The sequence below is a fragment of the Streptomyces sp. NPDC031497 genome (genome assembly GCF_055580905.1).
Genome location: NZ_JBVIKO010000004.1, coordinates 75,281 through 99,841, shown reverse-complemented (window position 1 = coordinate 99,841; position 24,561 = coordinate 75,281). Strand labels below are relative to the sequence as shown.

Here is a 24,561-nt window from a genome sequence, read left to right as displayed (position 1 = left end):
CCTCCGCGCACTTCCCCAGGGCCCCCGCCGCCCCGTAGCCCTCACGCTCCCCAACGACGGCAACAGCCTAGAGTCCCGGCCTGTGGGAGTGACTTCAGCCACCGATCCGTAGCACGCTTGCGACAATAGGACCGGCCGCGTCGATGCCGTGCCCGCCGTCCTGGGTCATGGCCGCGGCCGCGACATCGTCGCGGTAGCCGGCGAACCAGCTGTTCGACTTGGACTGCCCGTCGACCTCCGCCGAGCCCGTCTTGGCGCCGATGCTGCCGCGCAGCCCGCTCATCACCCCGGCCGCGGTGCCGCTGGTGGCGGTGCGGTTCATCATGGAGCGCAGCTGGCCGACCGTGTTGGCCGACAGGCCCTTGGCGGTGGCCAGTGCACGGCCGTCCAGTTTCTGCGAAACGAGCACCGGCTGGTGGAAGGTTCCCGTCATCGCGGTCGCCGTCACCGACGCCATGTTCAGCGGGCTCAGCTGCACCTGGCCCTGGCCGATGAGGTTGGCGGCGGTGTCCGGGCCGCCGGAGGCGGGGACGCGGCCGTCGAAGCTCGGGATGCCGACCTTCCAGTCGTTGCGTCCGAGCCCGAAGCGGTCCTCGGCCTCCTTGGTGAGCGAGTCGACCTGGACGGAGTCCGCGTACTTCACGAACGCCGTGTTGCAGGACCGCGCGAAGCTGTCCGAGAGGGTGGCCTTCAGATCCGGCTGAAGTCCCTTGAGGTTGCTGAAGGTCTGGCTCTGCCAGGTCGCGGTCGGCGGGCAGGGCGCCGGGCCGTTCATCGTGGTGATCCCGTCGTCGATGAGGGTGGCCGCGCTGATGATCTTCATGGTGGAGCCGGGAGCCAGCTCGCCCAGGAAGGCCGCGTTGAAGCCGTCCTCACGGTGGTTGGCGACCGCGAGCACCTCGCCGGTGCTGGGCTTGACGGCCACCACCGACGACTCGGCGTACTTCGTCACGGCCGACTCGGCGGCGGCCTGCACGCGCGCGTCGAGCGTCGTGCGCAGCTTGCCCGCCCTGCCCGCCGCGAGGGTCAGCAGGGTGGTGTCGGCGGACTCCTGGGACTCGTGCTGGATCACCAGTTCCACGCCCGGGGTGCCGCCCGCCTTGTCGCCGTAACGGCTGCGCAGCTCGTCCAGGATCGGGCCCAGGGACGGGTACTTGTCCTTGCTGAGGACCGTACCGTTGCGGTCCACGGCCTCGATCGGCGGGCTCGCCGCCTCCCCGGTGGCCAGCGTGTCGCCGCGTCTGAGCTGCGGATGGATCACGGACGGCTGCCAGTCGACGAGCGCGCGGTGCGTGGTCTCGCCACGTACGACCGTCAGCGCGGTCCTGTAGGCGAGCGTTTTCGACTTCCCGTCGTAGGACACCGTCCCCTTCACGCTGAACGGCACGGTGGCTCCGGTCGCCTTGCCGGGCGTGATGTGCACGTCCTTGATGTGCGCGGTGGCGCTGAAGGAGGTGAGCACCGGTTCGGCGTCGGCGGAGTTGTTCGTGTACGACGCCGCGGTCACCGACTCGCCCTTCTCCCAGGCCGCGAAGAACTTCCGCGTGGTGTCCTTGATCTCGTCCGTGGTGGGCGGCCCGGTCCGTACGGCCGCCGTGCCGCCGCCGTCGCCGCGCAACCCTGACAGCACGTTGTAGGCGCCGTACCCGGCTCCGCCCACCATCACGGTGCAGACGCCGCCGACTATGGCCGCCTTGACCCCCTTGCGCATGGCGCGAATCCCCTCCCCGTGCGCTTTCGCCGCATTTTGTGAACGCGTTCAAAAGCTGGCTTTGATGCGCACTGTAGGCGGTTGTGGGGGCCCTGTGTCAGATGTTGACTCATTGTTGTCTGAACAGAGATCAGGGATGTAGCTCACACCCAGGTATCGAGCCACATACGTGAACGCCAGGAGTCGATCGGGATCGCCGTGCCCGTGTACAGCGGCCAGAAGTAGATGAAGTTCCAGACGATCAGCAGGACGAGTACGCCGGCGCCCGAAGCGCCGATCAGCCGGCGGGTGTCGCTCGAGCCCGGCGGCCCGATGATCGCACCGATCATCATCGCCACCGCGAGACACAGGAACGGCACGAAGACCACGGCGTAGAAGAGGAAGATCGTGCGCTCCTGGTACATGAACCAGGGCAGGTAACCGGCCGCGATGCCACAGGCGATGGCGCCCGCCCGCCAGTCGCGGCGGAACGCCCACCGCCACAGGACGTACAGGATCGCGAAGCAGGCCGCCCACCACAGCAGCGGCGTGCCGATCGCCAGCACCTCGCGGGCGCACTTCTCCCCCGCGTTCGACGGGCAGCCGTCCGCACCGGGGGAGGGCGACTCGTAGAAGTACGACACCGGGCGGCCAAGCACCAGCCAGGACCACGGGTTGGACATGTAGGTGTGCGGCGACGAGAGGCCGACGTGGAAGAGGTACACCTCGTGCTCGTAGTGCCACAGGCTGCGCAGCCAGTCCGGCAGGAACGTCCAGGCGCCGCCCTTGCCGTCGGTCGCCGCCCAGTTGCGGAAGTAGCCGCCGCTGCCGTCGGTCGGGGACAGGATCCAGCCGATCCAGGACGCCAGGTAGACGGCGATCGCCACCGGGACCGTCGCCAGGAACGTGATCCCCGTGTCGTACTTCAGGACCGCCTTGTACGGATGCCGGGCGCCGGCCACCTTGCGGGCGCCGACGTCCCACAACAGCGCCATCAGGCAGAACGCGGCCAGGATGTAGAGGCCGTTCCACTTGGTGCCGAGCGCCAGGCCCAGCAGCGCACCCGCCGCCCAGCGCCAGGGGCGCCAGCCGAAGCGGAAACCGTCGGCCACGCGCGCGTCGGGGCGAATCCGGCCGTCCGCGTCGGGAGGCAGCGCGGCCGCGAGTCTCTCCCGTGACCGGTCGCGGTCGATGACCAGGCAGCCGAACGCGGCCAGCACGAAGAACATCAGCACGCCGTCGAGCAGCGAGGTGCGGCTCATCACGAAGTGCAGCCCGTCCACCGCCATCAGGCCGCCCGCCAGGCAGCCCAGCAAGGTGGACCGGAACATCCGGCGCCCGATCCGGCACAGCAGGAGCACGCTCAGCGTGCCCAGCAGCGCCGTCATGAAGCGCCAGCCGAACGGGTTGAAGCCGAAGATCAGCTCCCCGAGCCCGATCACGTACTTGCCGACCGGCGGGTGCACGACGTACGCCGCGTCCGCCGGGACCGTGACATGGCCGTTCGCCTGCAGGATCAGATCGTTGGCGTTCTTGTCCCAGTTGACCTCGAAACCGCGGTGGACGAGCGCCCACGCGTCCTTCGCGTAGTACGTCTCGTCGAATATCACCGCCTTCGGGCTGCCCAGGTTCCAGAACCGCAGCAGGCCCGCCATCAGCGTCACGAGGAGCGGGCCGCCCCAGCCGGACCAGCGCGTGATCCGCTCGGCGAGCGCCGGGGGCACGCCCAGGCCGAGCCACAGCCGGGAGCTGGGCTCGGCGTACGGCGGGACCAGGCGGTCGACGACATCGGCGCCCGCGCCGGTGCCCACGGCGCTTGTGCCGCCAGTGGTGAGCGCCGTGTGCGCCGGGCTCGTCGTGTAGCCGAATCGGCGCAGCCGCTGCTGCCACGTCGGCTGCTCGTCGAGCGCGGCCTGGCCCTGCCGGGTGTCCGTGGAGGACGCGGTACTGGTCACCGCGCCATCGTAGGGAACCGTTCTGTGTGAGTCCCGTGCAATGGGGCTTAGAGGTGCTTTCCTTTGCGATCGACGGCGATCGACGGCCGCGGTTCCCGGGGGACCGCGGCGTGGGACGGCGCTGTCGGTGGCTGCTGCGAGGATGGAGGCGTGACTGGAACCCTTGTCCTCGCAGGCACCCCCATCGGCGACATCGCGGACGCGCCGCCCCGGCTCGCGGCGGAGCTGGCCGGCGCCGACGTGATCGCGGCCGAGGACACCCGGCGGCTGCGGTGGCTCACCCAGGCGCTCGGTGTGACGCCCAAGGGGCGCGTGGTGTCGTACTTCGAGGGCAACGAGGCCGCCCGCACACCCGAGCTGGTCGAGGAACTCGTCGGCGGCGCGCGCGTGCTGCTCGTGACCGACGCGGGGATGCCCTCCGTCTCCGACCCCGGCTACCGGCTGGTCGCGGCCGCCGTGGAGAAGGAGATCCGCGTCACCGCGGTCCCGGGGCCGTCAGCGGTGCTCACCGCGCTCGCGCTGTCCGGGCTGCCCGTCGACCGGTTCTGCTTCGAGGGGTTCCTGCCGCGCAAGGCGGGCGAACGTCGCTCCCGGCTCCAGGAGGCCGCCGGGGAACGCCGCACCCTCGTCTACTTCGAGGCCCCGCACCGCCTCGACGACACCCTCGCCGCCATGGCCGAGGTCTTCGGCGCCGAGCGCCGCGCGGCGGTCTGCCGTGAGCTGACCAAGACGTACGAGGAGGTACGGCGCGGTCCGCTGGCCGAGCTCGCGGTGTGGGCGGCCGACGGGGTGCGCGGCGAGATCACCGTCGTCGTCGAGGGCGCCCCCGAGCGCGGGCCCGAGGAACTCGACGCGGCGGAACTCGTACGGCGGGTGCGGGTGCGGGAGGAGGCCGGCGAGCGCCGCAAGGAGGCGATCGCGGCGGTGGCGGTGGCGGCGGGGATTCCGAAGCGGGTGGTGTTCGACGCGGTCGTGGCGGCGAAGCGCGCGGACGGGTGAGGGCGGCCTCGGCAGCGCCGTCCTGGTTGCTCTTGTGCAGTCGTGTGCGGGTCGCCGTGGGCTGGTCGCGCGGTTCCCCGCGCCCCTGGCAGGGCGTCTCGGGGGCCGGGATTCCGAGGGGGCGCACCTTGATCCTTGAGCGCGCCGCTCTGCTTCTGAGCATGCGCCTCTGACCTGCGGTGATGCGTCCTCTGAGCGGGGCGCGTCTCCTCTGAGCGCGCGCCCCACGGGACGGTAAAGCAAGGGCGGGAAACGCAAAGCCCAGCCCTGCGCGAAAAGGCCGATTGGGCAAGCAGACTCCAAATCGCATCCAACACTCGGCAGGCCCGTCGCATTCGCGCCGGTGAAGGCGTCCACTGGTCAGCAGGGACGCACCCGTCCCTCGCCTCCATGGGATTCCGGGGGGAATCCCAGCGGTCGGAGGCGCTTGTCCAGCGGACAAGAGGAGCTGGCATGAGTGAGATCGCAGGGCAGACCGGCCTCCGCGGTGCGGCCACAGCCGTCGTCCACGAGTCGTATTCCTTCGCCTGCATGCGGTGCGGGCACGGCTGGGAGCAGTCGTACGAGATAGAGCACCACACGGACGCGGAGAACCACGAGTTCGTCATGTATGTGGCGAACGGCCAGGTCGTCCCGTCCCCGCTGAGCCGGCCCGCGTGCCAGAACTGCGACGGCCATGTCCTGCGGATCATGCGCGCGGGGCAGGTCTCGTCGGTGCGCAGCGCGGCCCGGCAGTCGTCCGGGCCGCCGGTGCGGGGCAGTCGGGACGAGGCGGTCGAGGAGGCCGGGACCGGACCCGCGGCGGCGGGGGCCCCCGCGCAGGTCAAGGCGCACCACCACTGGCACCTGTCCGATCTCCTGCATCCGTTCCAGCGCAAGGCGAGCTGACCCGGCCGCGGGTCCGGCGGGGTGTGCCCCTTTCGTAGGATCGGGGCATGCCTTCGAACGCCTCCGCGAACGCCTCCGCCGCGGCCGACAAGAACGCGGCGCCACCGCTCCCGGAGCCCCTCCGGGTGCCGGTCGCCGACTCCCACACCCACCTCGACATGCAGTCCGGCACGGTCGAGGAGGGCCTCGCGAAGGCCGCCTCGGTGGGCGTGACGACCGTCGTCCAGGTGGGCTGCGACCTCAAGGGCTCGCGGTGGGCGGCCGAGACGGCGGCCGCGCACGCGAACGTCCACGCGACGGTCGCCCTGCACCCGAACGAGGCCCCGCGCATCGTCCACGGCGACCCCGACGGGTGGTCCCGGCAGGGTGCCCGCACGGCGGGCGGGGACGCGGCCCTGGACGAGGCGCTCGCCGAGATCGACCGGCTGGCCGGCCTGCCCCAGGTGAAGGGCGTCGGCGAGACCGGACTCGACTACTTCCGCACCGGGCCCGAGGGCAAGGCCGCCCAGGAGCGTTCCTTCCGCGCCCACATCGAGATCGCCAAGCGGCACGGCAAGGCCCTCGTCATCCACGACCGCGACGCCCACGCCGACGTGCTGCGCGTCCTCAAGGAGGAGGGCGCCCCCGAGCGGACGGTGTTCCACTGCTACTCCGGGGACGCCGAGATGGCCGAGGTGTGCGCCCGCGAGGGCTACTTCATGTCCTTCGCCGGCAACGTCAGCTTCAAGAACGCCCAGAACCTCAGGGACGCGCTCGCCGTCGCCCCGCTGGAGCTGGTCCTCGTGGAGACCGACGCGCCCTTCCTGACCCCGGCGCCGTACCGCGGACGGCCCAACGCCCCGTATCTCATTCCGGTCACGGTGCGCGCGATGGCCACCGTGCGGGGCATCGACGAGGACGCGCTGGCGACAGCCCTGGGCGCGAACACGGCCCGCGCCTTCGGCTACTGAGGGTATATAGATCGTAACTGACGGATAACGCTCGCGCCGGTCCGGCTCGGGCCTTATCGCGACCGTGCGTAGTCGTCCCACTTTGGAGAGTGACCAGAGCTCCGCTAGGTTCTGGGGGCCCGATCCGGACCCCTCTGGCCCTCTGGAGCGTGTCGGCGTGAGCACATCGCAGTACGAGACATTTGAGGCGTACGACCCCTACGGCGCGCCGGGGGCGCACGGTGGAGGCGGCACGCACGGAGAGCAAGGCGTGTACGACGCGCCTGTGGTGACCGGCGTGCACGACGCCGTGACGCAGGGATACGGCGTGGCCGCCTACGCGGGTGGTGACACGTACCGGCCGGCGTACGAGCTCGCGGAAGCGGGGGCGCGGGTCGCGCCGGTGGGGCACGCGCAGGCGCAGGCGTATGCCGGTGAGCCGGGTGAGCCGGTGCTTCCGCGGCAGAGCGGGCGCGTGCCGGATGACGGGGCGCGCGAATCAGGAGTGGGCGCCGTGGCGGGGCGGCGTGCCGCGCGCCGGCGGAAGGCGCGGTACACCCAGCGCCCGGATTCCGCCGTGCGCCGTCTGCTGCCGCAGGCGCTGGTCGTCGCCTTCCTCGCCGGCGGCACCACCGCGTTCCTCGCCAAGGACAAGGCCATCGAGCTGACCGTCGACGGCAGGCCGCGCATCCTGCACACGTTCGCGGACGACGTGACCGAACTGCTCGCCGACGAAGGCGTGCAGGTGGGCGCGCACGACGTGGTGGCGCCCGCCGCCGGCGCGGAGCTGGCCAGCGGGGACGAGGTCGCGGTGCGCTACGGCCGCCCCGTACGGCTCACCCTGGACGGCCAGCGGCGCGAGGTCTGGACGACGGCGCGCACGGTCGACGGGGCGCTCAGCCAGCTGGGAGTGCGTGCCGAGGGCGCGTACCTGTCGGCCTCGCGCTCCCAGAGCATCGGACGTGCCGGGCTGGCGCTCGACGTGCGCACCGAGCGCACGGTCACGATCCTGGCCGACGGCCGGACCCGCACCATCCGCACCAACGCCGCGACCGTCCGCGAGGCCGTCGAGGAGGCCGGGGTCACCCTGCACGGCCAGGACACCACCTCCGTGCCGCAGGCCGGCTTCCCGCGCGACGGGCAGACGGTGACCGTGCTGCGCGTCACGGACGGCAGGGAGGTGCGCGAGGAGACCATCCCGTTCGAGGTGCGGCGCACGGCCGACCCCACGGTGTTCAAGGGCACCGAGGTGGTCGAGCGGACCGGGCGGCCCGGGCTGCGCCGGGTCACGTACTACCTGCGGACCGTCAACGGGGTTCGGCAGAAGCCGCGCCGCGAACGGTCCGAGGTGGTCCGCGAGCCGCGCGCGCAGCTCGTCAAGGTGGGCACCAAGCCGCATCCGGACTCGGTGAAGGGCGCCGGCGGCCTCAACTGGCACGGTCTCGCCGTCTGCGAGTCCGGTGGCCGCGCGGCCGCGGTGGATCCCTCCGGTACTTACGGCGGGCTGTACCAGTTCGACACGCACACCTGGCACAGCCTCGGCGGCAGCGGGCGCCCGCAGGACGCGTCGGCCGAGGAGCAGACGTTCCGGGCGAAGAAGCTCTACACGAAACGCGGCTCCACCCCCTGGCCGCACTGCGGGGCACGGCTGCACGGGTGACCGGCGGGCGGGATCCAGGCGGCCCGTACCCTTGTCCCGTGAGCAGCCCCCTCCCCGACGCCCTCCTCGGCCCGGCCGACATCCGTGAACTCGCGGCAGCGCTCGGTGTACGCCCCACCAAGCAGCGCGGCCAGAACTTCGTGATCGACGCCAACACGGTCCGCCGTATCGTCCGCACCGCCGAGGTCCGCCCGGACGACGTCGTCGTGGAGGTCGGCCCGGGACTCGGGTCCCTCACCCTCGCGCTCCTCGAGGCCGCCGACCGAGTGACCGCGGTGGAGATCGACGACGTCCTGGCGGGCGCGCTGCCCGCGACGGTCACGGCGCGCATGCCGGCGCGCGCTGACCGGTTCGCGCTGGTCCACTCCGACGCGATGCACGTCACCGAACTGCCCGGGCCCCCGCCCACCGCGCTCGTCGCGAATCTCCCCTACAACGTCGCCGTCCCCGTCCTCCTCCACATGCTCGACACCTTCCCGAGCATCGAGCGGACGCTGGTGATGGTGCAGGCCGAGGTCGCCGACCGGCTCGCCGCCCCGCCCGGTTCGAAGGTGTACGGCGTGCCGTCCGTCAAGGCCAACTGGTACGCCGACGTGAAGCGCGCCGGATCCATCGGGCGCAACGTCTTCTGGCCCGCCCCGAACGTCGACAGCGGGCTGGTCTCCCTCGTCCGGCGTGCGGAGCCGCTGAAGACGACGGCGTCGAAGCGCGAGGTCTTCGCGGTCGTCGACGCGGCGTTCGCACAGCGGCGCAAGACCCTGCGGGCGGCGCTCGCCGGCTGGGCCGGGTCGGCGGCGGCTGCGGAGACGGCCCTGGTCGCCGCCGGGGTCTCGCCGCAGGCGCGCGGGGAGTCGCTGACGGTGGAGGAGTTCGCGCGGATCGCCGAGGCCGCGTCCCCGCGGGGGACGGAGCATCAGACGGCCGCCGAGCGGCGGGCCGCGTCCCCGACAGAGGAGTCCGGTAAGTGAGCGTCACGGTACGCGTACCAGCCAAGGTCAACGTCCAGCTCGCGGTGGGCGCCGCCCGCCCCGACGGCTTCCACGACCTCGCCAACGTCTTCCTCGCCGTCGGCCTCTACGACGAGGTCACGGTCACACCCGCCGACGAGCTGAGCATCACCTGCGAGGGCACGGACGCCGACCAGGTACCGCTTGACCGCACCAATCTCGCCGCGCGCGCCGCGCTCGCGCTCGCCGAGCGCCGGGGCATCGACCCGGCCGTGCACATCCACATCGCCAAGGACATCCCGGTCGCCGGCGGCATGGCCGGGGGGAGTGCGGACGGGGCGGGCGCGCTGCTCGCGTGCAACGAGCTCTGGCGCGCGGGCGCCTCCCACGCCGAACTCCTCGCCATCTGCGCCGATCTGGGCAGCGACGTGCCCTTCAGCCTGGTCGGCGGCGCCGCCCTCGGCACCGGGCGCGGCGAACGGCTCACCGCCCTGGAAGTCGGCGGCGCCTTCCACTGGGTGTTCGCGATGGCCGGGCGCGGGCTGTCCACTCCGGCCGTCTTCCGCGAGTTCGACCGGCTCGCCGAGGGCCTCGACATCCCCGAGCCCGTCGCCTCCCGCGATCTCCTGGACGCGCTCGCCAAGGGCGACCCGGACGCGCTCGCCGCCGCCGTCTCCAACGATCTGCAGCCCGCCGCGCTCTCGCTCTTCCCGGAGCTCGGGGAGACGCTCGCCGCGGGGCGCACGGCCGGTGCCCTCACGGCGCTGGTCTCCGGCTCCGGGCCCACGACGGCGTTCCTGGTCCGCGACACCGCGTCCGCGGAGAAGGTGTCCGAGGCGCTCCTCGCCTCCGGTACCTGCCGCACGGTGCGCACGGCGACGGCGCCCGCGCCGGGCGCGCGGGTCGTCACCACGGCGCACGGCATCGGCCCGCGCACCGGGGTGTGACGCCGGAGCACGAGCGGGGCGCATGATCCCGTGCAAGCGCCCCGAGCCCACCATCGGCGCCCGACAGCAACTGGACAGAACGGCGGGTGCCCGAGGCCGCGCGGGCAGGGAGAGGCGAGTCGCCATCAGGGTGATGCGGCGTCCGCAACCACGGACCTGAGGAGGCGCAGGTCACCTTCGTCAACCCGGTCTACGGCGTCACCACCGGCGTCACCAAGGACGTCACCACTGTCTCCGGCCGCCTCGACTGGCCGGGGACCGGCTGCCGCGGCCGGACGATGGACGACCTCCTCGACGAGGTACGCGCTCAGGCGGGCGGAAAACAGCTCGCGGCGGGACGGCCTCCCGGCGCGCATTACGCTGGGAGGCTGACCGTCCCCCTGCGCAGGAGTGAAATGGCCGTCAACCTGGTCAATGTCGAGAACGTCAGCAAGGTCTACGGCACCCGTGCCCTGCTGGACGGCGTCTCGCTCGGCGTGTCGGAGGGCGACCGCATCGGCGTGGTGGGCCGCAACGGCGACGGCAAGACCACCCTGATCCGGATGCTCGCCAAACTGGAGGAGGCCGACACCGGGCGCGTCACGCACTCCGGTGGACTGCGTATCGGCGTCCTCACCCAGCACGACTCCCTCGACCCGGCGGCCACCGTCCGGCACGAGGTCATCGGCGACATGGCCGACCACGAGTGGGCGGGCAACGCGAAGGTCAGGGACGTCCTCACCGGCCTCTTCGGCGGCCTGGACCTGCCCGGGTTCCCCAAGGGCCTGGACACCGTCATCGGGCCGCTGTCCGGCGGTGAGCGGCGCCGTATCGCGCTGGCCAAGCTGCTCATCGAGGAGCAGGACCTCCTCGTCCTCGACGAGCCCACCAACCACCTCGACGTCGAGGGCATCGCCTGGCTCGCCCGGCACCTGCGCGAGCGCCGCTCGGCGCTGGTCTGTGTCACCCACGACCGGTGGTTCCTCGACCAGGTCTGCACCCGCATGTGGGACGTGCAGCGCGGCGCCGTCTACGAGTACGAGGGCGGCTACTCCGACTACGTCTTCGCCCGCGCGGAACGCGAGCGGATCGCCGCCACCGAGGAGACCAAGCGGCAGAACCTGGTCCGCAAGGAGCTCGCCTGGCTGCGCCGCGGCGCGCCCGCCCGTACCTCCAAGCCGCGTTTCCGGGTCGAGGCCGCCAACGAGCTGATCGCCGACGTGCCGCCGCCGCGCGACAGCTCCGAGCTGATGAAGTTCGCCTCCTCGCGGCTCGGCAAGACCGTGTTCGACCTGGAGGACGTGACCGTCCAGGCCGGGCCCAAGGTGCTGCTCAAGCACGTCACCTGGCAGCTCGGTCCGGGCGACCGCATCGGCCTGGTCGGCGTGAACGGCGCCGGCAAGACCTCGCTGTTGCGGGCCATGGCCGAGGCCGCGCGCACCGAGGGCGAGGAGCAGCCGGCGGCCGGCCGGATCGCCGTCGGCCGGACCGTGAAGCTCGCCTACCTCTCCCAGGAGGTCGCCGAACTGAACCCGAACACGCGGGTCCTGGAAGCGGTCCAGCAGGTGCGCGAGCGCGTCGACCTCGGCAAGGGACGCGAGATGACGGCCGGGCAGCTGTGCGAGACGTTCGGCTTCAACAAGGAGAAGCAGTGGACGCCGGTCGGTGACCTCTCCGGTGGTGAGCGCCGCCGCCTCCAGCTTCTCCGGCTGCTCATGGACGAGCCGAACGTCCTCTTCCTCGACGAGCCCACCAACGACCTCGACATCGAGACCCTCACCCAGCTGGAGGACGTCCTCGACGGCTGGCCCGGCTCGATGATCGTCATCTCCCACGACCGGTTCTTCGTGGAGCGCACCACGGACCGCGTCTTCGCCCTCCTCGGCGACGCCACCCTGCGGATGCTGCCGCGCGGCATCGACGAGTACCTGGAGCGGCGCCAGCGCATGGAGGAGGTGGCCGCGGCCACCGCCGTGGCCCCCAAGGCCCCCACGGCCGAGCGGAGCGCCGCCGACCAGCGCGCGGCCAAGAAGGAACTCCAGAAGATCGAACGTCAGCTGGACCGCGTCTCCGAGAAGGAGACCAAGCTGCACGACCAGATCGCCGCGAACGCCACGGACTTCGCCAAGGTCGCCGAACTCGACACCCAGCTGCGCGACCTGGCCGGGGAGCGCGAGGAACTGGAGATGCGCTGGCTGGAGCTGGCGGAGGACGCGTAGCACGGCGTGCGCGCGGTGCTGGGCGGCGTGCAACTCGGCGAGCACGCCGTGCTGGAGGGCGTGTAGTCAGGCATGTGCGCCGTGCCGGTGGGCGCGCGACCCGTATCGGCGCGCCCGCCCCCACACCCACCGGCGTGAATCGGCCGCGCACGCGCGCCACCGCACGGCGCGCACCACCCACCTTCGTGCCCCCCGTCCAATCGCGCCCCCGCGCGCAACCCCCTTGCGCGCGCCCCGTGGAGGGACCGTGAAGGCGCGTAACGGGGGCATCACGGGGCGGTTCTTCCTTGGGAACAGGGGTTGATGAGGGTCCGTGGCCTGTCGGTCCCGAGTGATAGAAAGGTCCGTCTGAGAGCAGTCTGAGAACGGCCTGAGGCCCGTCGGGAGCCTCGGGGCGTGGCTAAAAATCAGTAACGGGGGAAGGGCACTGATGACTCAGCCACCCAGTCAGTCGCCGCACCAGGGCGGATTCGGCGCACCGCAGGACCAGCCGCCACCGGGTGGTGGTTTCGGCGCCCCGCAACAGCCGCCCGTTCAGGGAGGTTTCGGTGCGCCCCAGGGCACGCCCCCGCCTCCTGCCCAGCCACCCCAGCCGGGTTACGGCCATCCGCAGCATCCGGGACCGTACGCGCAGCCCGGCCCCTACGGCCAGGCCCAGTCACCCGGCCCCTACGGCCAGGCCCAGCCGCCCGGCCCCTACGGCCAGCCCCAGCAGACGGGGCCGTTCGGGCAGCCGCCCCAGCCGGGTTACGGCTATCCGCCGCAGTACCCGGGCGGACCGGGCGTCGCTCCGCCGCCCGGTGGCGGGGGCCGCGGGCCGTTCAAGGGGAAGCCCGGGCTGATCGTCGCGGCGGCCGTGGCGGGGCTGCTGGTCGTCGGCGGCACCGTGTACGCCGTGACCAGTGGCGGGGACGACGGCAAGAAGCCGGTCGCCCAGCAGTCCGACGACCCCAGGGCCTCCGGCACCGGCACCCCGGCCAACCCGGGGGACGGCAGCGGCGACGGCGGCGCTGACCCGGAGAACCTCAACGAGGGCCGCAAGTCCGGCGAGGCCAAGGTGCTCTGGTACAAGTCGGCTCCCGACGCCCCGGCGTCCGGCGCCGACGCACCCGGCATGTGGATCACCGGGAAGACCGCGGTGAAGGCGGCGTACAAGCAGGTCTTCGCCTACAAGGTGGGCGACGGCGACCCCGCCTGGGCCCCGATCACGTTCCCGCAGAAGATCTGCGCGGTCACCCCGGACCAGTCGGCCGACGGCAAGGTCGTCGTGGCGTACACGAACGGCACCAGTGACCGGGCCAAGTGCAACCGGTTGCAGGAGATCGATCTCGACACGGGCCACAAGGGGTGGACCGCGACCGTCGCCGACGGCGGCCTGTTCGACACCGCGATCAGCATCGAGCTGACGATCAGTGGAAAGACGCTGATGGTGGGCCGCTCCCAGTCGGGCACGGCGTACGACCTCGGCAGCGGCGACAAGCTGTACGACAAGAAGAAGTACGGCGCGTCCTGCTTCCCGACGGCGTTCGCGGGCGGTACGAACCGGCTGATCGAGGTGGCCTCCTGCGGGGTCGGCGGCGGCGACGAGCACGACGAGATCTCGGAGCTGGAGCCGGCCACCGGCGCGGTCAGGTGGACCCAGCCGGTCAAGAAGGGCTGGTCGGTCCAGCGGACGTACTCCGTCGACCCGCTCGTGGTCTACATGACCAACGAGGAGAAGAAGGCCTGGAACATCTCGACCCTGGACGCCAAGGGCACGTTCCGGTCCGAGGTGAAGGTCGACGAGAAGTTCGCCCCCGAGTGCGGCTGGGCGATCCTCGCCCGTGACCTCCAGGGCTGCCAGGGCGTCGCCGTCGACGCGAACACCCTCTACCTGCCGACGGACACGAACAGCGGCGGCAACGAGATTGTCGCGATCAGCTTCGTCGACGGCAGGGCGAAGTGGCGTACGAAGTCCCCGACGGACGAGTCGATGTACCCGGTCAAGGTCGCGGGCGGCACACTCGTCGCGTATGTGCGGCCGTCGTACGACTCGGGCGGCCAGGTCGTGTCGATCCCGACCGCCGGCTCCGCCCACACCACCACCAAGCTGCTGCAGAACCCGCAGCACACCGCCGACATCGAGGACGGCTTCTACGACGACGCGGTCGACTGGGCCGACGGGCGCTTCTACCTCTCCTCCACGCGGCTGTCCGGCAGCGACGACGCGAAGGAGAAGCTGATGATGGCCTTCGGTAACTGAGCGGCCCCCACCCCGCCCCGGCCGGCAGCCCGCGCCGACGGCCGGCCCCCTCACCCGCCGACCGCCGACCGCGACCGTCTGCCACGCCGGCCGCCAGTGCCGGCCCACGAGCCGTCCCCAGTCGGCCCAACCGCCGGCCCAGCCGGCCCACGCGCCGTCCCCAGCCGTCTCCCGCGCCGTCCCCAGAGGTACCCCGCCATGACCCAGCCGCCTCCGCCACCGCCCGACCAGCCCCCGCAGCAGCCCGGTTTCGGCGCCCCCGCCGGCCCGCCGCAGCCACCCGTACCCCCGGCTCCCCAGCCGGGCTACGGCTACCCGCAGCAGCCCCCCGCTCCCCAGCCGGGCTACGGCTACCCGCAGCAGCCCCCGGCCCCCCAGCCGGGCTACGGCTACCCCGCCCAGCCCCAGGCCCCGAACCCGTACACCCAGCAGCCCCCCACCCCCACCCCCACCCCCACCCCCGCCAACCCCTACGCCCAGCAACCCGGTTACGGCTACCCGGGCCGGCCGAGCGGCCCCGGCCCCGCTCCCGCCCCCGCCACCCCCACTTCCGCCCCCGGCAGGAACAACGCCGCGCTGTTCATCGTCGTCGCCGCGGTCGTCGTGATCGCGCTGATCGTCGGCGGTGGCATCTGGTACTCCAAGTCCTCCGGCGCCGACGGCAAGAAGGACGACACCGCCGGCTCCAGCGCCGGCGACACCGGCGGCCAGGGAGGAGGCAGGGGCAGCGAGAAGGTGCCCGCGGACCCGGCCTCCAGGGTCCTCTTCCAGGTCCCGCTGCCCACGGCGAACGACACCACGGTCACCGCCGGTTCCTGGCTCACCGACAAGGTGTACGCGAAGACCGGCGTCGCCCGGATCGTCGGCTACGACCCCGACTCGGGCGCCGAGCTGTGGACGGTCCCGCTGCCCGGCCCGGTCTGCTACGCCAGCGGGCGCACCAGTGCGGACGGCAGGACGGCCGTCGTCTTCCAGCCGAAAACGCCGTCCAAGGGTGCCACGGCCGGCTGCACCCAGGTCGCCGCGATCGATCTGAACGCCGGTAAAAGACTGTGGACGCAGACGATCAAGTCCGGTGACGTACCGATCAACTTCAATAACGTGACGGTCGCCCAGCAGACGGTCGCGGTCGGCGGCACCAGCGGCGGCGCCGCCTTCGACCTCGCCTCCGGCACGGTCCGCTGGCAGCCGAAACCGACCGACACCTGCTACGACGCCGGTTACGGCGGCGGCGCCAAACTGGTCGCGGTCCGCAGGTGCGGCAGCGGCGACACCGCCCAGCTGCACATCCAGACCATCGACCCGGTCTCCGGCAAGGTGATCTCCGAGTACGAGATGACCTCGGGCATCCCCTACGCCAGCGTCGTGTCGACCGACCCCCTGGTCGTGGCCGCCGACGTCAACGACAGCGCGGGCGACGGCAGCGGCTTCTCGGACGTCTTCTCCATCGACAACAGGACCGGGCGGCTGCGCACCCGTATCTCCACGCCGGGCAGCTCGTACGCGGCTCGCTGCGACGGCATCTACCAGCTGGAGAAGTGCCAGGGAGTGGTGGTCGGCAACGACCGGCTGTACCTGGCGACCGAGGCGCACGACGGCGGCGGGGGCCTCGCCAAGACCGACGAGATCGTCGCCTTCGACCTGGCCACCGGCAAGCAGACCGGCCAGCGTGCCGACGCCGGTGACAACTACACGATCACGCCGCTGCGCATGGACGGTCCGAATGTGATCGCGTACAAGGACCCGCCGTACGGCAAGGGCGGTCAGATCGTCAGTATCGACGGCGGTTCGTTCAGCGAGACCAAGCTGCTGGAGAACCCGGCGACCGCGGCGGTCAGGGCCGTGGAGACCGCCCTGTCCCCGGCGTACGGGGAGGTCCTCTACTCTCAGGGACACCTGTACCTGTCCGCGGTGTACGCCCACGCCGCCGGTTCGTCGGTGTCGGCCAAGGAGTACCTGGTCACCGCGTTCGGTGCGGGCGGCTGACGGTTCGTCAAGCGGAAGCCCCCCGCGTCACCCGGCCCGCGACTCCGGTCCCGTCCCTGGTCAGGGGCGGGACCGGACGCGTACCGCATCACACCCGCTCTTCACCTGCGAATACGAGAAAAGCCAGAGATTCCTCCGATCCGGGGCACTTCTCATCAGTAGGGGCAGCGCAACGTCGAACAAGCGTGTAGCTTCCGGGGGCATGAAGGACGAGGTGCCGGGGGGCCCTCTGTCCATGCGGACCAGTGGGCATCCATAGTGGGGCATCCATTGGGGGGACTGGGGGGTTGCTCTATGGGAGTGCGGCTCATGGTGGTCGACGACCACCGGTTGCTCGCCGAGGCGCTGGCCTCTGCGCTGAAACTGCGCGGCCACCGGGTGCTGGCGGCGGCCGCGCCGGCGGCGGGTGCGGCGGAGCTGGTGATCACGCGCGCGCCCGAGGTGTGCCTGCTGGGTACGGCGACACCGGCCGAGCCGGGGATCTTCGACCCGGTGGTGAAGATCAAGCGGGAGCGGCCGCAGGTCGCCGTCCTCGTGCTGGGGCCGGTGCCGTCCCCGCGGGGCATCGCGGCGGCCTTCGCGGCGGGCGCCTCCGGGTACGTCCGGCACGACGAGCGGATAGAGGGCGTCGAGCGGGCCATCATGAAGGCGCGGGCCGGTGAGGCGGCCGTCGCCCCGGCGCTGCTCCAGGGCGCGTTCGGCGAACTGCTCAACCCCGCCGCCCAGCCCGACGACGAGGGCCAGCGCCTCCTCCAGATGCTCACCCCCAGGGAGGTCGAGGTCCTGGTCCGGGTGGCCGACGGCGAGGACACCCGCCTGATCGCGGCAGGCATGGGCATCGCCCCGAGCACGGCCCGCACCCATGTCCAGCGGGTGCTGATGAAGCTGGGGGTGGGGTCGCGTCTGGAGGCGGCGGCCCTGGCGGCCAGGACGGGCCTGCTCGACAGGGCGGGACCTGTCAACGGCGGGACCGAAGCACCCCGGTAGGGGCGCGGGGCTGTTTCGACGTGCGGCTACCGCCGCGTGGGCGCGACCGGCCCCCACGCCCCGCGGCCGAAACGCGACCCTCGCCTACTCCTCGGTCCCCTCCACCGGACGCGACCCTCGCCTACTCCTCGGTCCTCTCCACCGGAGGCGACCCTCGCCTACTTCTCGGTCCCCTCCACCGGAGGTGCCGGCGGAGTGGGCCGGAGCCACAGCCACACCAGGAAGAACACCCCCAGCAACAGCATCCCGATCCCGGTCCACAGGTTGATGTTGATCCCCTGTGCCTTGTCGATCTCGGCCTGCGAGTCCGTGATCCCGGTGATCGTGACGATGATCCCGTACAGCACGAACAGCCCCCCGATGATCCGCCGCAGGTCGAAGATGCGCGCGGCGGTCGTGGACCTGCTCTCCAGCTCGGTGACTTCCCGGTGGACGTCCTGCTCGGAGTAGTGGAATCCGGAGTGCCCGGAGTCGTCGGTCATGGTCTCTCCATTCTTCCGGGACGGGTCAGAACGAGAACGGGATGTAGCAGGCGGCGGCCAGGATCACCGCGCCCCAGCCCAGGAGCGCCGGCCGCCGGTACCAGGCATCGTCGCCGACCGCGGGGGCCTCCGTCATGCCGGGGGAGCGGGTGCCGTAGACCAGGCCCGCCAGCTCCGCCGCCGGCTTGGGCGCGGTGAACAGGGAGACGATCACCATCACCACGGCGCCGGCGACGAAGCCGGCGATCGCGGAGACGAAGTTGGCGCCCTGGTCCGTGGGGATGCCGATGATGCCCCTCTTGTAGAGGACGAAGTAGTTGACCATCGCGGTCACCGTCCCCGCGAGCAGCCCCCAGAAGCCGGACTTCGCCGAGGCGCGCTTCCAGAACATGCCGACGATGAAGACGACGAACATCGGCACGTTGAAGAAGGAGAACAGCGTCTGGAGGTAGCTCATGATGTTCGAGAACGACGACGCCAGGAACGCCGTACCGACGGACGCGGCCACGCCGATCGCGGTGATGAGCCGTCCGAAGCGCACGTAGTAGCCGTCCTCGCGGCCGCGCACCACGTACTTCGCCCAGATGTCCGTCGTGAAGACGGTGTTGAAGGACGACACGTTGGCGGCCATGCCGGCCATGAAGGCCGCGAGCAGACCGGTGACCGCGATGCCGAGGACGCCGTTGGGCAGCAGCTGGGACATCAGGTACGGGATCGCGTCGTTGTACTGGAGGCCGGAGCCGGACGTGCCGATGTTCGGCACCAGCGCGGCGGCGACCAGACCCGGGATCATCACCAGGAAGACGATGAAGATCTTCGGGTAGGCGGCGATCAGCGGGGTGCGCTGGGCGGCGGAGAGGTTCTTCGCCGACAGGGCGCGCTGGACCTCGGCGAAGTTGGTCGTCCAGTAGCCGAAGGAGAGCACGAAGCCGAGGCCGAGGACGATGGTCAGCCAGTTCGCGCCGAGCGGGTTGACGGAGCCGATGCCGGTGCCGCCCCAGGCGGTGGTGAAGTTGTGGCCGTGGGTGGCGTCGAGCTTGTCGACCAGCCCGTCCCAGCCGCCCACCTTCTTCAGGCCGAGCACCGACAGCGGGATGAGGGCGGCCAGGATCACGAAGAACTGGAGCACCTCGTTGTAGATGGCCGAGGAGAGGCCGCCGAGGGTGATGTACGCCAGCACGAACGCGCCGGCCACCACGATCGCCACCCACTGCGGCCAGCCCAGCAGCGCCTCCACGACGATCGCGAGGGCGTACAGGTTGACGCCCGCGATGAGGATGGCGGCGAAGGCGAACAGGATCGAACTCAGCAGGTGTGCGGCTCTGTCGAAGCGCAGCAGCAGCATCTCGGGGACCGAGCGGACCTTGCTCCCGTAGTAGAAGGGCATCATCACCAGGCCGAGGAAGACCATGGCCGGAATGGCGCCGATCCAGTACCAGTGCACGGTGTACGCGCCGTACTGCGCGCTGTTGGCGGCCATGCCGAGGATCTCGGTGGCGGCCAGGTTCGCCGAGATGAACGCGAGGCCGGTGATCCACGCGGGCAGCGAGCGTCCGGAGAGGAAGAAGTCGAGGCTCGTCCTCACCGAGCGGCGGGCCGCGAAGCCGATGCCCAGGACGACCACGAAGTAGATCGCGAGGATCGCGTAGTCGAGGCCGTTGGTGGGGAGCCGCAGCTCCTCCGCGAGGTATGTGGGGGATACGTGGGCATTGGTGGGGTTCTGCACCCAGTAATTCAACACTTTCGTTGTCTCACCTTGATTGATTGCGATGTTGACTCACCTGGTGAGTTGTGTTTTGGTGTGTTCGGTTCTGTTTGGTGGTTGGCTGACTCGAACAACGCTCGATTTTCGGGAGTCCGCAGTGAAGAAGACCTCGACCCGGCTGGCCGACGGTCGCGAGTTCATCTACTACGACCTGCGGGACGACACCGTGCGGGACGCGGTGGACCGCCGGCCGCTGGAGCGGACGCACACCACCTCCGAGATCCGCCGCGACCCGCTGCTCGGCGACCAGGTCGCCATCGCCTCGCACCGGCAGGGCCGCACCTACCACCCGCCGGCCGACCAGTGCCCGCTGTGCCCGACCAAGGGCGACCGGCTGAGCGAGATCCCGGACTCGTCGTACGACGTGGTGGTCTTCGAGAACCGTTTCCCCTCGCTGGCCGGCGACTCCGGGCGCTGCGAGGTGGTCTGCTTCACCTCGGACCACGACGCGTCCTTCGCAAGCCTCACCGACGAGCAGGCGCGCCTCGTCCTCGACGCGTGGACCGACCGGACCTCGGAACTGTCCCATCTCCCCTCCGTCCAGCAGGTGTTCTGCTTCGAGAACCGCGGCGAGGAGATCGGCGTGACGCTCGGTCACCCGCACGGCCAGATCTACGCCTACCCCTTCACCACCCCGCGCACCGCGCTGATGTTGCGTTCACTCGCCACCCACAAGGAGGCGACCGGCGGAGAGAACCTCTTCGACGCCGTGCTGGAGCGTGAACTCGCCGGCGAGCGAGTCGTCCTTGAGGGTGAACACTGGGTCGCCTTCGTGCCGTACGCGGCACACTGGCCCTACGAGGTCCACCTGTACCCGAAGCGCCGGGTCCCCGACCTGCTCGGACTGGACGAGGCGGCGCGCTCAGAGTTCCCCCAGGTTTATCTGGAACTCTTGAGGCGCTTCGACCGTATCTTCGGTGAGGGTGAACCTCCCACGCCCTACATCGCCGCCTGGCACCAGGCGCCGTTCGGGACGCTGGAGGAGTTCGAGGGGGTCACGCGCGACGACTTCGCGCTCCACCTGGAGCTTTTCACCATCCGCCGAACGTCCGGCAAGCTGAAGTTTCTCGCGGGTTCCGAATCCGGCATGAACGTGTTCATCAACGACGTGCCGCCGGAGCGCGCGGCCGAGCGACTGCGAGAGGTAGCGAGTTGATGAAGTACCTGGTGACGGGCGGGGCGGGTTACGTCGGCAGCGTGGTTGCCCAGCATCTGCTGGAGGCGGGCCACGAGGTCACCGTCCTCGACAACCTCTCCACGGGCTTCCGGGAGGGCGTCCCGGCGGGCGCGGCCTTCGTCGAGGGCGACATCCGCGACGCCGCCAAGTGGCTCGACTCCTCCTATGACGCGGTGCTGCACTTCGCCGCGTTCTCCCAGGTCGGCGAGTCGGTCGTGAAGCCCGAGAAGTACTGGGAGAACAACGTCGGCGGCACCATGGCGCTGCTCGCCGCGATGCGCGAGGCCGGCGTCCGCAAGCTCGTCTTCTCCTCCACGGCGGCCACCTACGGCGAGCCGGAGCAGGTCCCGATCGTCGAGACCGCCCCGACGAAGCCGACCAACCCGTACGGCGCCACCAAGCTCGCCGTCGACCACATGATCACCGGCGAGGCCGCCGCGCACGGCCTGGGCGCGGTCTCCCTGCGTTACTTCAACGTGGCCGGCGCCTACGGCGCGCAGGGCGAGCGCCACGACCCCGAGTCGCACCTGATCCCGCTGGTCCTCCAGGTCGCCCAGGGCAGGCGGGAGGCCGTCTCGGTCTTCGGCGACGACTACCCGACGCCCGACGGCACCTGCGTCCGCGACTACATCCACGTCGCGGACCTCGCCGACGCCCACCTGCTGGCCCTGACGGCCGCACGGCCCGGCGAGCACCTGATCTGCAACCTCGGCAACGGCGAGGGCTTCTCGGTCCGCGAGGTCATCGAGACCGTCCGCCAGGTCACCGGCCACCCGATCCCCGAGGTCGTGGCCCCGCGCCGGGGCGGCGACCCGGCCGTCCTGGTCGCCTCGGCGGCCACCGCCCGCGAGAAGCTGGGCTGGAACCCGACCCGCGCGGATCTCGCGGGCATCGTCGCGGACGCCTGGGAGTTCGCGCAGCACGTCTCAAGGGAGCAGTAGTGGGGGCACAGCAGGTCCGGGACGGTTTCACCGAGCTTTACGGAACCGCGCCCGAAGGGGTCTGGTCGGCACCGGGCCGGGTCAACCTGATCGGTGAACACACCGACTACAACGACGGCTTCGTGATGCCGTTCGCGCTGCCGCACGTGACGACGGCCGCGGTCTCCCGCCGCACCGACGGCGTGCTGCGCCTGCACTCCTCGGACATCGAGGGCGGGGTCGTCGAGCTCTCCCTCGACGCCCTGGAGCCCGGCACCGACCAGGAGTGGACGGCGTACCCGGCGGGCGTGGTCTGGGCGCTGCGCGAGGCCGGCCACCCGGTCACCGGCGCCGACGTGCACCTGTCCTCCACGGTCCCCACGGGCGCCGGCCTGTCCTCCTCCGCGGCCCTGGAGGTGGTGATCGCCCTCGCCCTCAACGACCTGCACCAACTGGGCCTGGCCCGCTGGCAGCTGGCCCGCCTGTGCCAGCGCGCGGAGAACGTCTACGTCGGGGCGCCGACCGGCATCATGGACCAGACGGCGTCCGCCTGCTGCGAGCACGGCCACGCCCTGTTCCTGGACACCCGCGACCTCTCGCAGAAGCAGATCCCCTTCGACCTCGCGGCCGAGGGCATGCGGCTGCTGGTCGTCGACACCCAGGTCAAGCACGCCCACAGCGGCGGCGAGTACGGCAAGCGCCGGGCCGGCTGCGAGAAGGGTGCGGCCCTGCTGGGCGTGGACGCGCTGCGGGACGTCGCCTACGACGACCTCGACGCGGCGCTCGACCGGCTGGGCGACGAGGAGGAGGTACGGCGCCTGGTCCGGCACGTCGTCACCGAGGACCACCGCGTGGAACGCGTCGTCGCCCTGCTGGAGGCCGGCGACACCCGTGCCATCGGCCCGGTCCTCACCGAGGGCCATGCCTCGCTGCGCGACGACTTCCGGATCTCCTGCCCGGAGCTGGACCTGGTCGTCGACACCGCCCTGGCCACCGGCGCCCTGGGCGCCCGGATGACCGGCGGCGGCTTCGGCGGCTCGGCGATCGTCCTGGCGGAGGCGTCCGACGTCGACACGATCACCAAGGCGGTCGAAGAGGCCTTCGCGGCGGCCGGGTTCACGGCGCCCCGGACGTTCGAGGCGGTGCCGTCGGCGGGCGCCCGCCGGGAGAGCTGAGGCTCAGCCCAGCCGCTTCGTGAGGGTGTACTCCGTGATCCCCGGCGGATAGTCGGGGACCACGCACACCACCTCGTAGCCCTGCTTCCGGTAGAAGTCCGGCGCCTGGAAGTCCCAGGTCTCCAGGCGGACGGCGGCGCAGGCGCGGTCCTGCCGGGCGATGCGCTCCGCCTCGGACAGCAGCCGGCCGCCCAGACCCGTGCCGCGATGGCGGGCGTCCACCCACAGATAGGTGACGTGCAGCCAGGTCGCCCAGGTGTGCCCCACCAGGCCGCCCGCCAGTTCGCCCGAACCGTCGTCCATCGCCCAGACGTGCAGCGGCACTTGGTGTTCGTCGGGGGTCCCGCGCAGGGCCGCGAGGACCGGGGAGGCCGCGGTGTTGGTGTCCCGCAGCCGCGCGTGGAGCAGTTTCCGCCGTTCTTTGTCGACTTCCGTATCAATACGAAACATGCGGCACACCATAAACGCGTCGGCCGGGCAGTTCTGCAAATTGCCTTCCGCTGCCGCCCCCCTTCCGTACCCTGAGGAGCAGCACCGGTGGGGGCCGGTGCTGATCAGGGGGCGAGACAAGTCGGGTACGACACCCGCGGTGGGGGTAGCAGTTCAGGCACGGCGGCGGCCGTGCGGTTCCGTCCTCCCACGGGTGTCGTGTCCGCATGACCCGTCGTTCTGAGCATCTTGGGGTATCCCCTGCTCGTGAAGAGCTTGGGAAGGGGGTTTTGTGGTTCGCATCCGAGTTCTGGTCGTCGACGACCACCGTATCTTCGCCGAGTCGCTCGCCGCGGCTCTGGCCGCCGAGCCTGACGTCGACGTGTCCGCGGCCGGCAGCGGTCCGGCGGCACTGCGCTGCCTGGAGCGCGCGGTCGCCGAGGGCCGCCGCTACGACGTGCTGCTCGCCGACGCCGATCTGGGCGGCCAACTGCCCGGCGGCCGCCCGGCCGTACCGGTGCAGGAGGGCAACGAGGAGGGTCTGGTCGACGGGATATCCCTGGTCACCGGGGTCCGCTCGGCCCATCCCGCCGTCCGTGTCGTCGTGCTCGCCGAGAAGGACGATCCCAGGCGTGCGGCCCTGGCCCTGCAGGCCGGCGCCTGCGGCTGGGTCGCCAAGGACTGCTCGCTGTCCCGGCTGCTGAACGTCATCCGGGGGGTGCTGCGCGACGAGACCCATCTGCCGCCCGCCCTGCTGACCGGTGTCCTGCGGGAGTTGACGGCCGCGCGCAAGCACCGCACCGAGAGCGAACGGCTCGTGGAGTCCCTCACGCCGAGGGAGCGGGAAGTGCTCCGGTGCATGGTGGCGGGCCTGGGGCGCAAGGCGGTCGCCGAGCGCCTGTTCCTGTCCCCGCACACCGTCCGCACCCATATGCAGAACGTGCTCGGCAAACTGGGCGTGCACTCCACGCTGGCCGCCGTCGCGCTCGCGCGCCGGGCCGGAGTGGGGCCGGTCGACCTGGGGCCCGCCGGGCGGATCATGCCGGAGGAGAGCAGCAGCGCCTGATCGACGCCGGTGAGCCCCGCGTCCCAGGTGGACCCCGCGTTCCCGGTGGGGCCCGTGTCTCCGGTGGGGTCCGCGTGCCCGGTGGGGTCCGCGTCTCTGGTGGGGTCCGCCACTGCGGG

General features: G+C 71.4%; 19 protein-coding genes. 14 read left to right on the top strand and 5 right to left on the bottom strand.

The features are described 5' to 3' along the window. Positions 1 to 94 precede the first annotated feature (94 nt). Both ACZ5K7_RS09105 and ACZ5K7_RS09100 read right to left on the bottom strand, forming a co-directional pair. Positions 95 to 1,711: a penicillin-binding transpeptidase domain-containing protein gene (locus tag ACZ5K7_RS09105; RefSeq protein WP_468912119.1), complete on the bottom strand. Its 1,617-nt coding sequence runs from the start codon at positions 1,709 to 1,711 to the stop codon at positions 95 to 97. A gap of 143 nt (positions 1,712 to 1,854) precedes the next feature. Then, a complete protein-coding gene (locus ACZ5K7_RS09100; RefSeq protein WP_468912118.1) occupies positions 1,855 to 3,645 on the bottom strand; it encodes a dolichyl-phosphate-mannose--protein mannosyltransferase in 1,791 nt (596 codons plus the stop codon). 150 nt (positions 3,646 to 3,795) lie between these two features. Between ACZ5K7_RS09100 and rsmI the strand changes: the two genes are divergently transcribed. The 10 genes from rsmI to ACZ5K7_RS09050 all read left to right on the top strand — a co-directional run bounded on the left by rsmI (position 3,796) and on the right by ACZ5K7_RS09050 (position 17,428). Then, positions 3,796 to 4,644 (top strand): 16S rRNA (cytidine(1402)-2'-O)-methyltransferase, encoded by an 849-nt coding sequence (rsmI, locus tag ACZ5K7_RS09095; protein WP_468912116.1) that lies wholly within the window; start codon positions 3,796 to 3,798, stop codon positions 4,642 to 4,644. Positions 4,645 to 5,097: 453 nt separating this feature from the next. Beyond that, positions 5,098 to 5,532 (top strand): hypothetical protein, encoded by a 435-nt coding sequence (locus ACZ5K7_RS09090; protein WP_468912114.1) that lies wholly within the window; start codon positions 5,098 to 5,100, stop codon positions 5,530 to 5,532. A gap of 47 nt (positions 5,533 to 5,579) precedes the next feature. After that, positions 5,580 to 6,482, top strand: a complete 903-nt coding sequence (locus ACZ5K7_RS09085) for a TatD family hydrolase (protein WP_468912112.1) — start codon at positions 5,580 to 5,582, stop codon at positions 6,480 to 6,482. A 157-nt stretch (positions 6,483 to 6,639) separates the two neighbouring features. After that, positions 6,640 to 8,121, top strand: a complete 1,482-nt coding sequence (locus tag ACZ5K7_RS09080; protein ID WP_468912110.1) for a ubiquitin-like domain-containing protein — start codon at positions 6,640 to 6,642, stop codon at positions 8,119 to 8,121. A gap of 38 nt (positions 8,122 to 8,159) precedes the next feature. Further along, the gene (rsmA, locus tag ACZ5K7_RS09075) at positions 8,160 to 9,089 is read left to right on the top strand and encodes a 16S rRNA (adenine(1518)-N(6)/adenine(1519)-N(6))-dimethyltransferase RsmA (RefSeq protein WP_351706718.1); all 930 of its coding nucleotides are present in this window, start codon (positions 8,160 to 8,162) and stop codon (positions 9,087 to 9,089) included. Next, positions 9,086 to 10,015, top strand: coding sequence for a 4-(cytidine 5'-diphospho)-2-C-methyl-D-erythritol kinase (locus tag ACZ5K7_RS09070; RefSeq protein WP_468912108.1), 930 nt, complete (start codon positions 9,086 to 9,088; stop codon positions 10,013 to 10,015). The genes rsmA and ACZ5K7_RS09070 overlap by 4 nt, the downstream gene beginning before the upstream one ends. A gap of 395 nt (positions 10,016 to 10,410) precedes the next feature. Next, entirely contained in the window at positions 10,411 to 12,213 is a 1,803-nt protein-coding gene (locus ACZ5K7_RS09065; protein WP_351706712.1) for an ABC-F family ATP-binding cassette domain-containing protein, read from the top strand. 430 nt (positions 12,214 to 12,643) lie between these two features. Then, a complete protein-coding gene (locus ACZ5K7_RS09060) occupies positions 12,644 to 14,455 on the top strand; it encodes an outer membrane protein assembly factor BamB family protein (RefSeq protein ID WP_468912106.1) in 1,812 nt (603 codons plus the stop codon). Between the two features lie 198 nt (positions 14,456 to 14,653). Then, the gene (locus ACZ5K7_RS09055) at positions 14,654 to 16,441 is read left to right on the top strand and encodes an outer membrane protein assembly factor BamB family protein (protein ID WP_468912104.1); all 1,788 of its coding nucleotides are present in this window, start codon (positions 14,654 to 14,656) and stop codon (positions 16,439 to 16,441) included. A gap of 294 nt (positions 16,442 to 16,735) precedes the next feature. Then, entirely contained in the window at positions 16,736 to 17,428 is a 693-nt protein-coding gene (locus ACZ5K7_RS09050) for a helix-turn-helix transcriptional regulator (protein WP_351706703.1), read from the top strand. A 158-nt stretch (positions 17,429 to 17,586) separates the two neighbouring features. On the opposite strand, the gene ACZ5K7_RS09045 is transcribed toward ACZ5K7_RS09050, so the two are convergent. Next, positions 17,587 to 17,910, bottom strand: a complete 324-nt coding sequence (locus ACZ5K7_RS09045) for a hypothetical protein (RefSeq protein WP_351706700.1) — start codon at positions 17,908 to 17,910, stop codon at positions 17,587 to 17,589. 25 nt (positions 17,911 to 17,935) lie between these two features. Further along, positions 17,936 to 19,636, bottom strand: coding sequence for a sodium:solute symporter family protein (locus ACZ5K7_RS09040; RefSeq protein ID WP_468912587.1), 1,701 nt, complete (start codon positions 19,634 to 19,636; stop codon positions 17,936 to 17,938). Positions 19,637 to 19,772: 136 nt separating this feature from the next. Here ACZ5K7_RS09040 and galT point away from each other — a divergent pair, with 136 nt between their 5' ends. From galT to galK, 3 genes are read left to right on the top strand one after another with little or no spacing between them, the layout of a single operon-like run. Continuing rightward, positions 19,773 to 20,831: a galactose-1-phosphate uridylyltransferase gene (gene galT / locus ACZ5K7_RS09035; RefSeq protein WP_468912102.1), complete on the top strand. Its 1,059-nt coding sequence runs from the start codon at positions 19,773 to 19,775 to the stop codon at positions 20,829 to 20,831. Continuing rightward, a complete protein-coding gene (gene galE, locus ACZ5K7_RS09030) occupies positions 20,831 to 21,793 on the top strand; it encodes a UDP-glucose 4-epimerase GalE (protein ID WP_468912101.1) in 963 nt (320 codons plus the stop codon). Before galT ends, galE begins: the two co-directional genes overlap by 1 nt. Beyond that, complete coding sequence (gene galK / locus ACZ5K7_RS09025) at positions 21,793 to 22,947, top strand: galactokinase (RefSeq protein ID WP_468912099.1); 1,155 nt, start codon at positions 21,793 to 21,795, stop codon at positions 22,945 to 22,947. Before galE ends, galK begins: the two co-directional genes overlap by 1 nt. A 3-nt stretch (positions 22,948 to 22,950) precedes the next feature. Here the strand turns inward: galK and ACZ5K7_RS09020 are convergent, their stop codons facing one another. Continuing rightward, complete coding sequence (locus tag ACZ5K7_RS09020) at positions 22,951 to 23,397, bottom strand: GNAT family N-acetyltransferase (RefSeq protein WP_468912097.1); 447 nt, start codon at positions 23,395 to 23,397, stop codon at positions 22,951 to 22,953. Between the two features lie 271 nt (positions 23,398 to 23,668). Between ACZ5K7_RS09020 and ACZ5K7_RS09015 the strand changes: the two genes are divergently transcribed. Continuing rightward, entirely contained in the window at positions 23,669 to 24,442 is a 774-nt protein-coding gene (locus tag ACZ5K7_RS09015; protein ID WP_468912096.1) for a LuxR C-terminal-related transcriptional regulator, read from the top strand. Positions 24,443 to 24,561: the final 119 nt, after the last annotated feature.

Coding starts and splice junctions, on each gene's coding strand:
- ACZ5K7_RS09105 (WP_468912119.1), bottom strand. CDS start 1,711: ATGCGCAAGGGGGTCAAGGCGGCCATAGTCGGCGGCGTCTGCACCGTG.
- ACZ5K7_RS09090 (WP_468912114.1), top strand. CDS start 5,098: ATGAGTGAGATCGCAGGGCAGACCGGCCTCCGCGGTGCGGCCACAGCC.
- ACZ5K7_RS09085 (WP_468912112.1), top strand. CDS start 5,580: ATGCCTTCGAACGCCTCCGCGAACGCCTCCGCCGCGGCCGACAAGAAC.
- ACZ5K7_RS09065 (WP_351706712.1), top strand. CDS start 10,411: ATGGCCGTCAACCTGGTCAATGTCGAGAACGTCAGCAAGGTCTACGGC.
- ACZ5K7_RS09060 (WP_468912106.1), top strand. CDS start 12,644: ATGACTCAGCCACCCAGTCAGTCGCCGCACCAGGGCGGATTCGGCGCA.
- ACZ5K7_RS09055 (WP_468912104.1), top strand. CDS start 14,654: ATGACCCAGCCGCCTCCGCCACCGCCCGACCAGCCCCCGCAGCAGCCC.
- ACZ5K7_RS09050 (WP_351706703.1), top strand. CDS start 16,736: ATGGGAGTGCGGCTCATGGTGGTCGACGACCACCGGTTGCTCGCCGAG.
- ACZ5K7_RS09045 (WP_351706700.1), bottom strand. CDS start 17,910: ATGACCGACGACTCCGGGCACTCCGGATTCCACTACTCCGAGCAGGAC.
- galE (WP_468912101.1), top strand. CDS start 20,831: ATGAAGTACCTGGTGACGGGCGGGGCGGGTTACGTCGGCAGCGTGGTT.
- ACZ5K7_RS09020 (WP_468912097.1), bottom strand. CDS start 23,397: ATGTTTCGTATTGATACGGAAGTCGACAAAGAACGGCGGAAACTGCTC.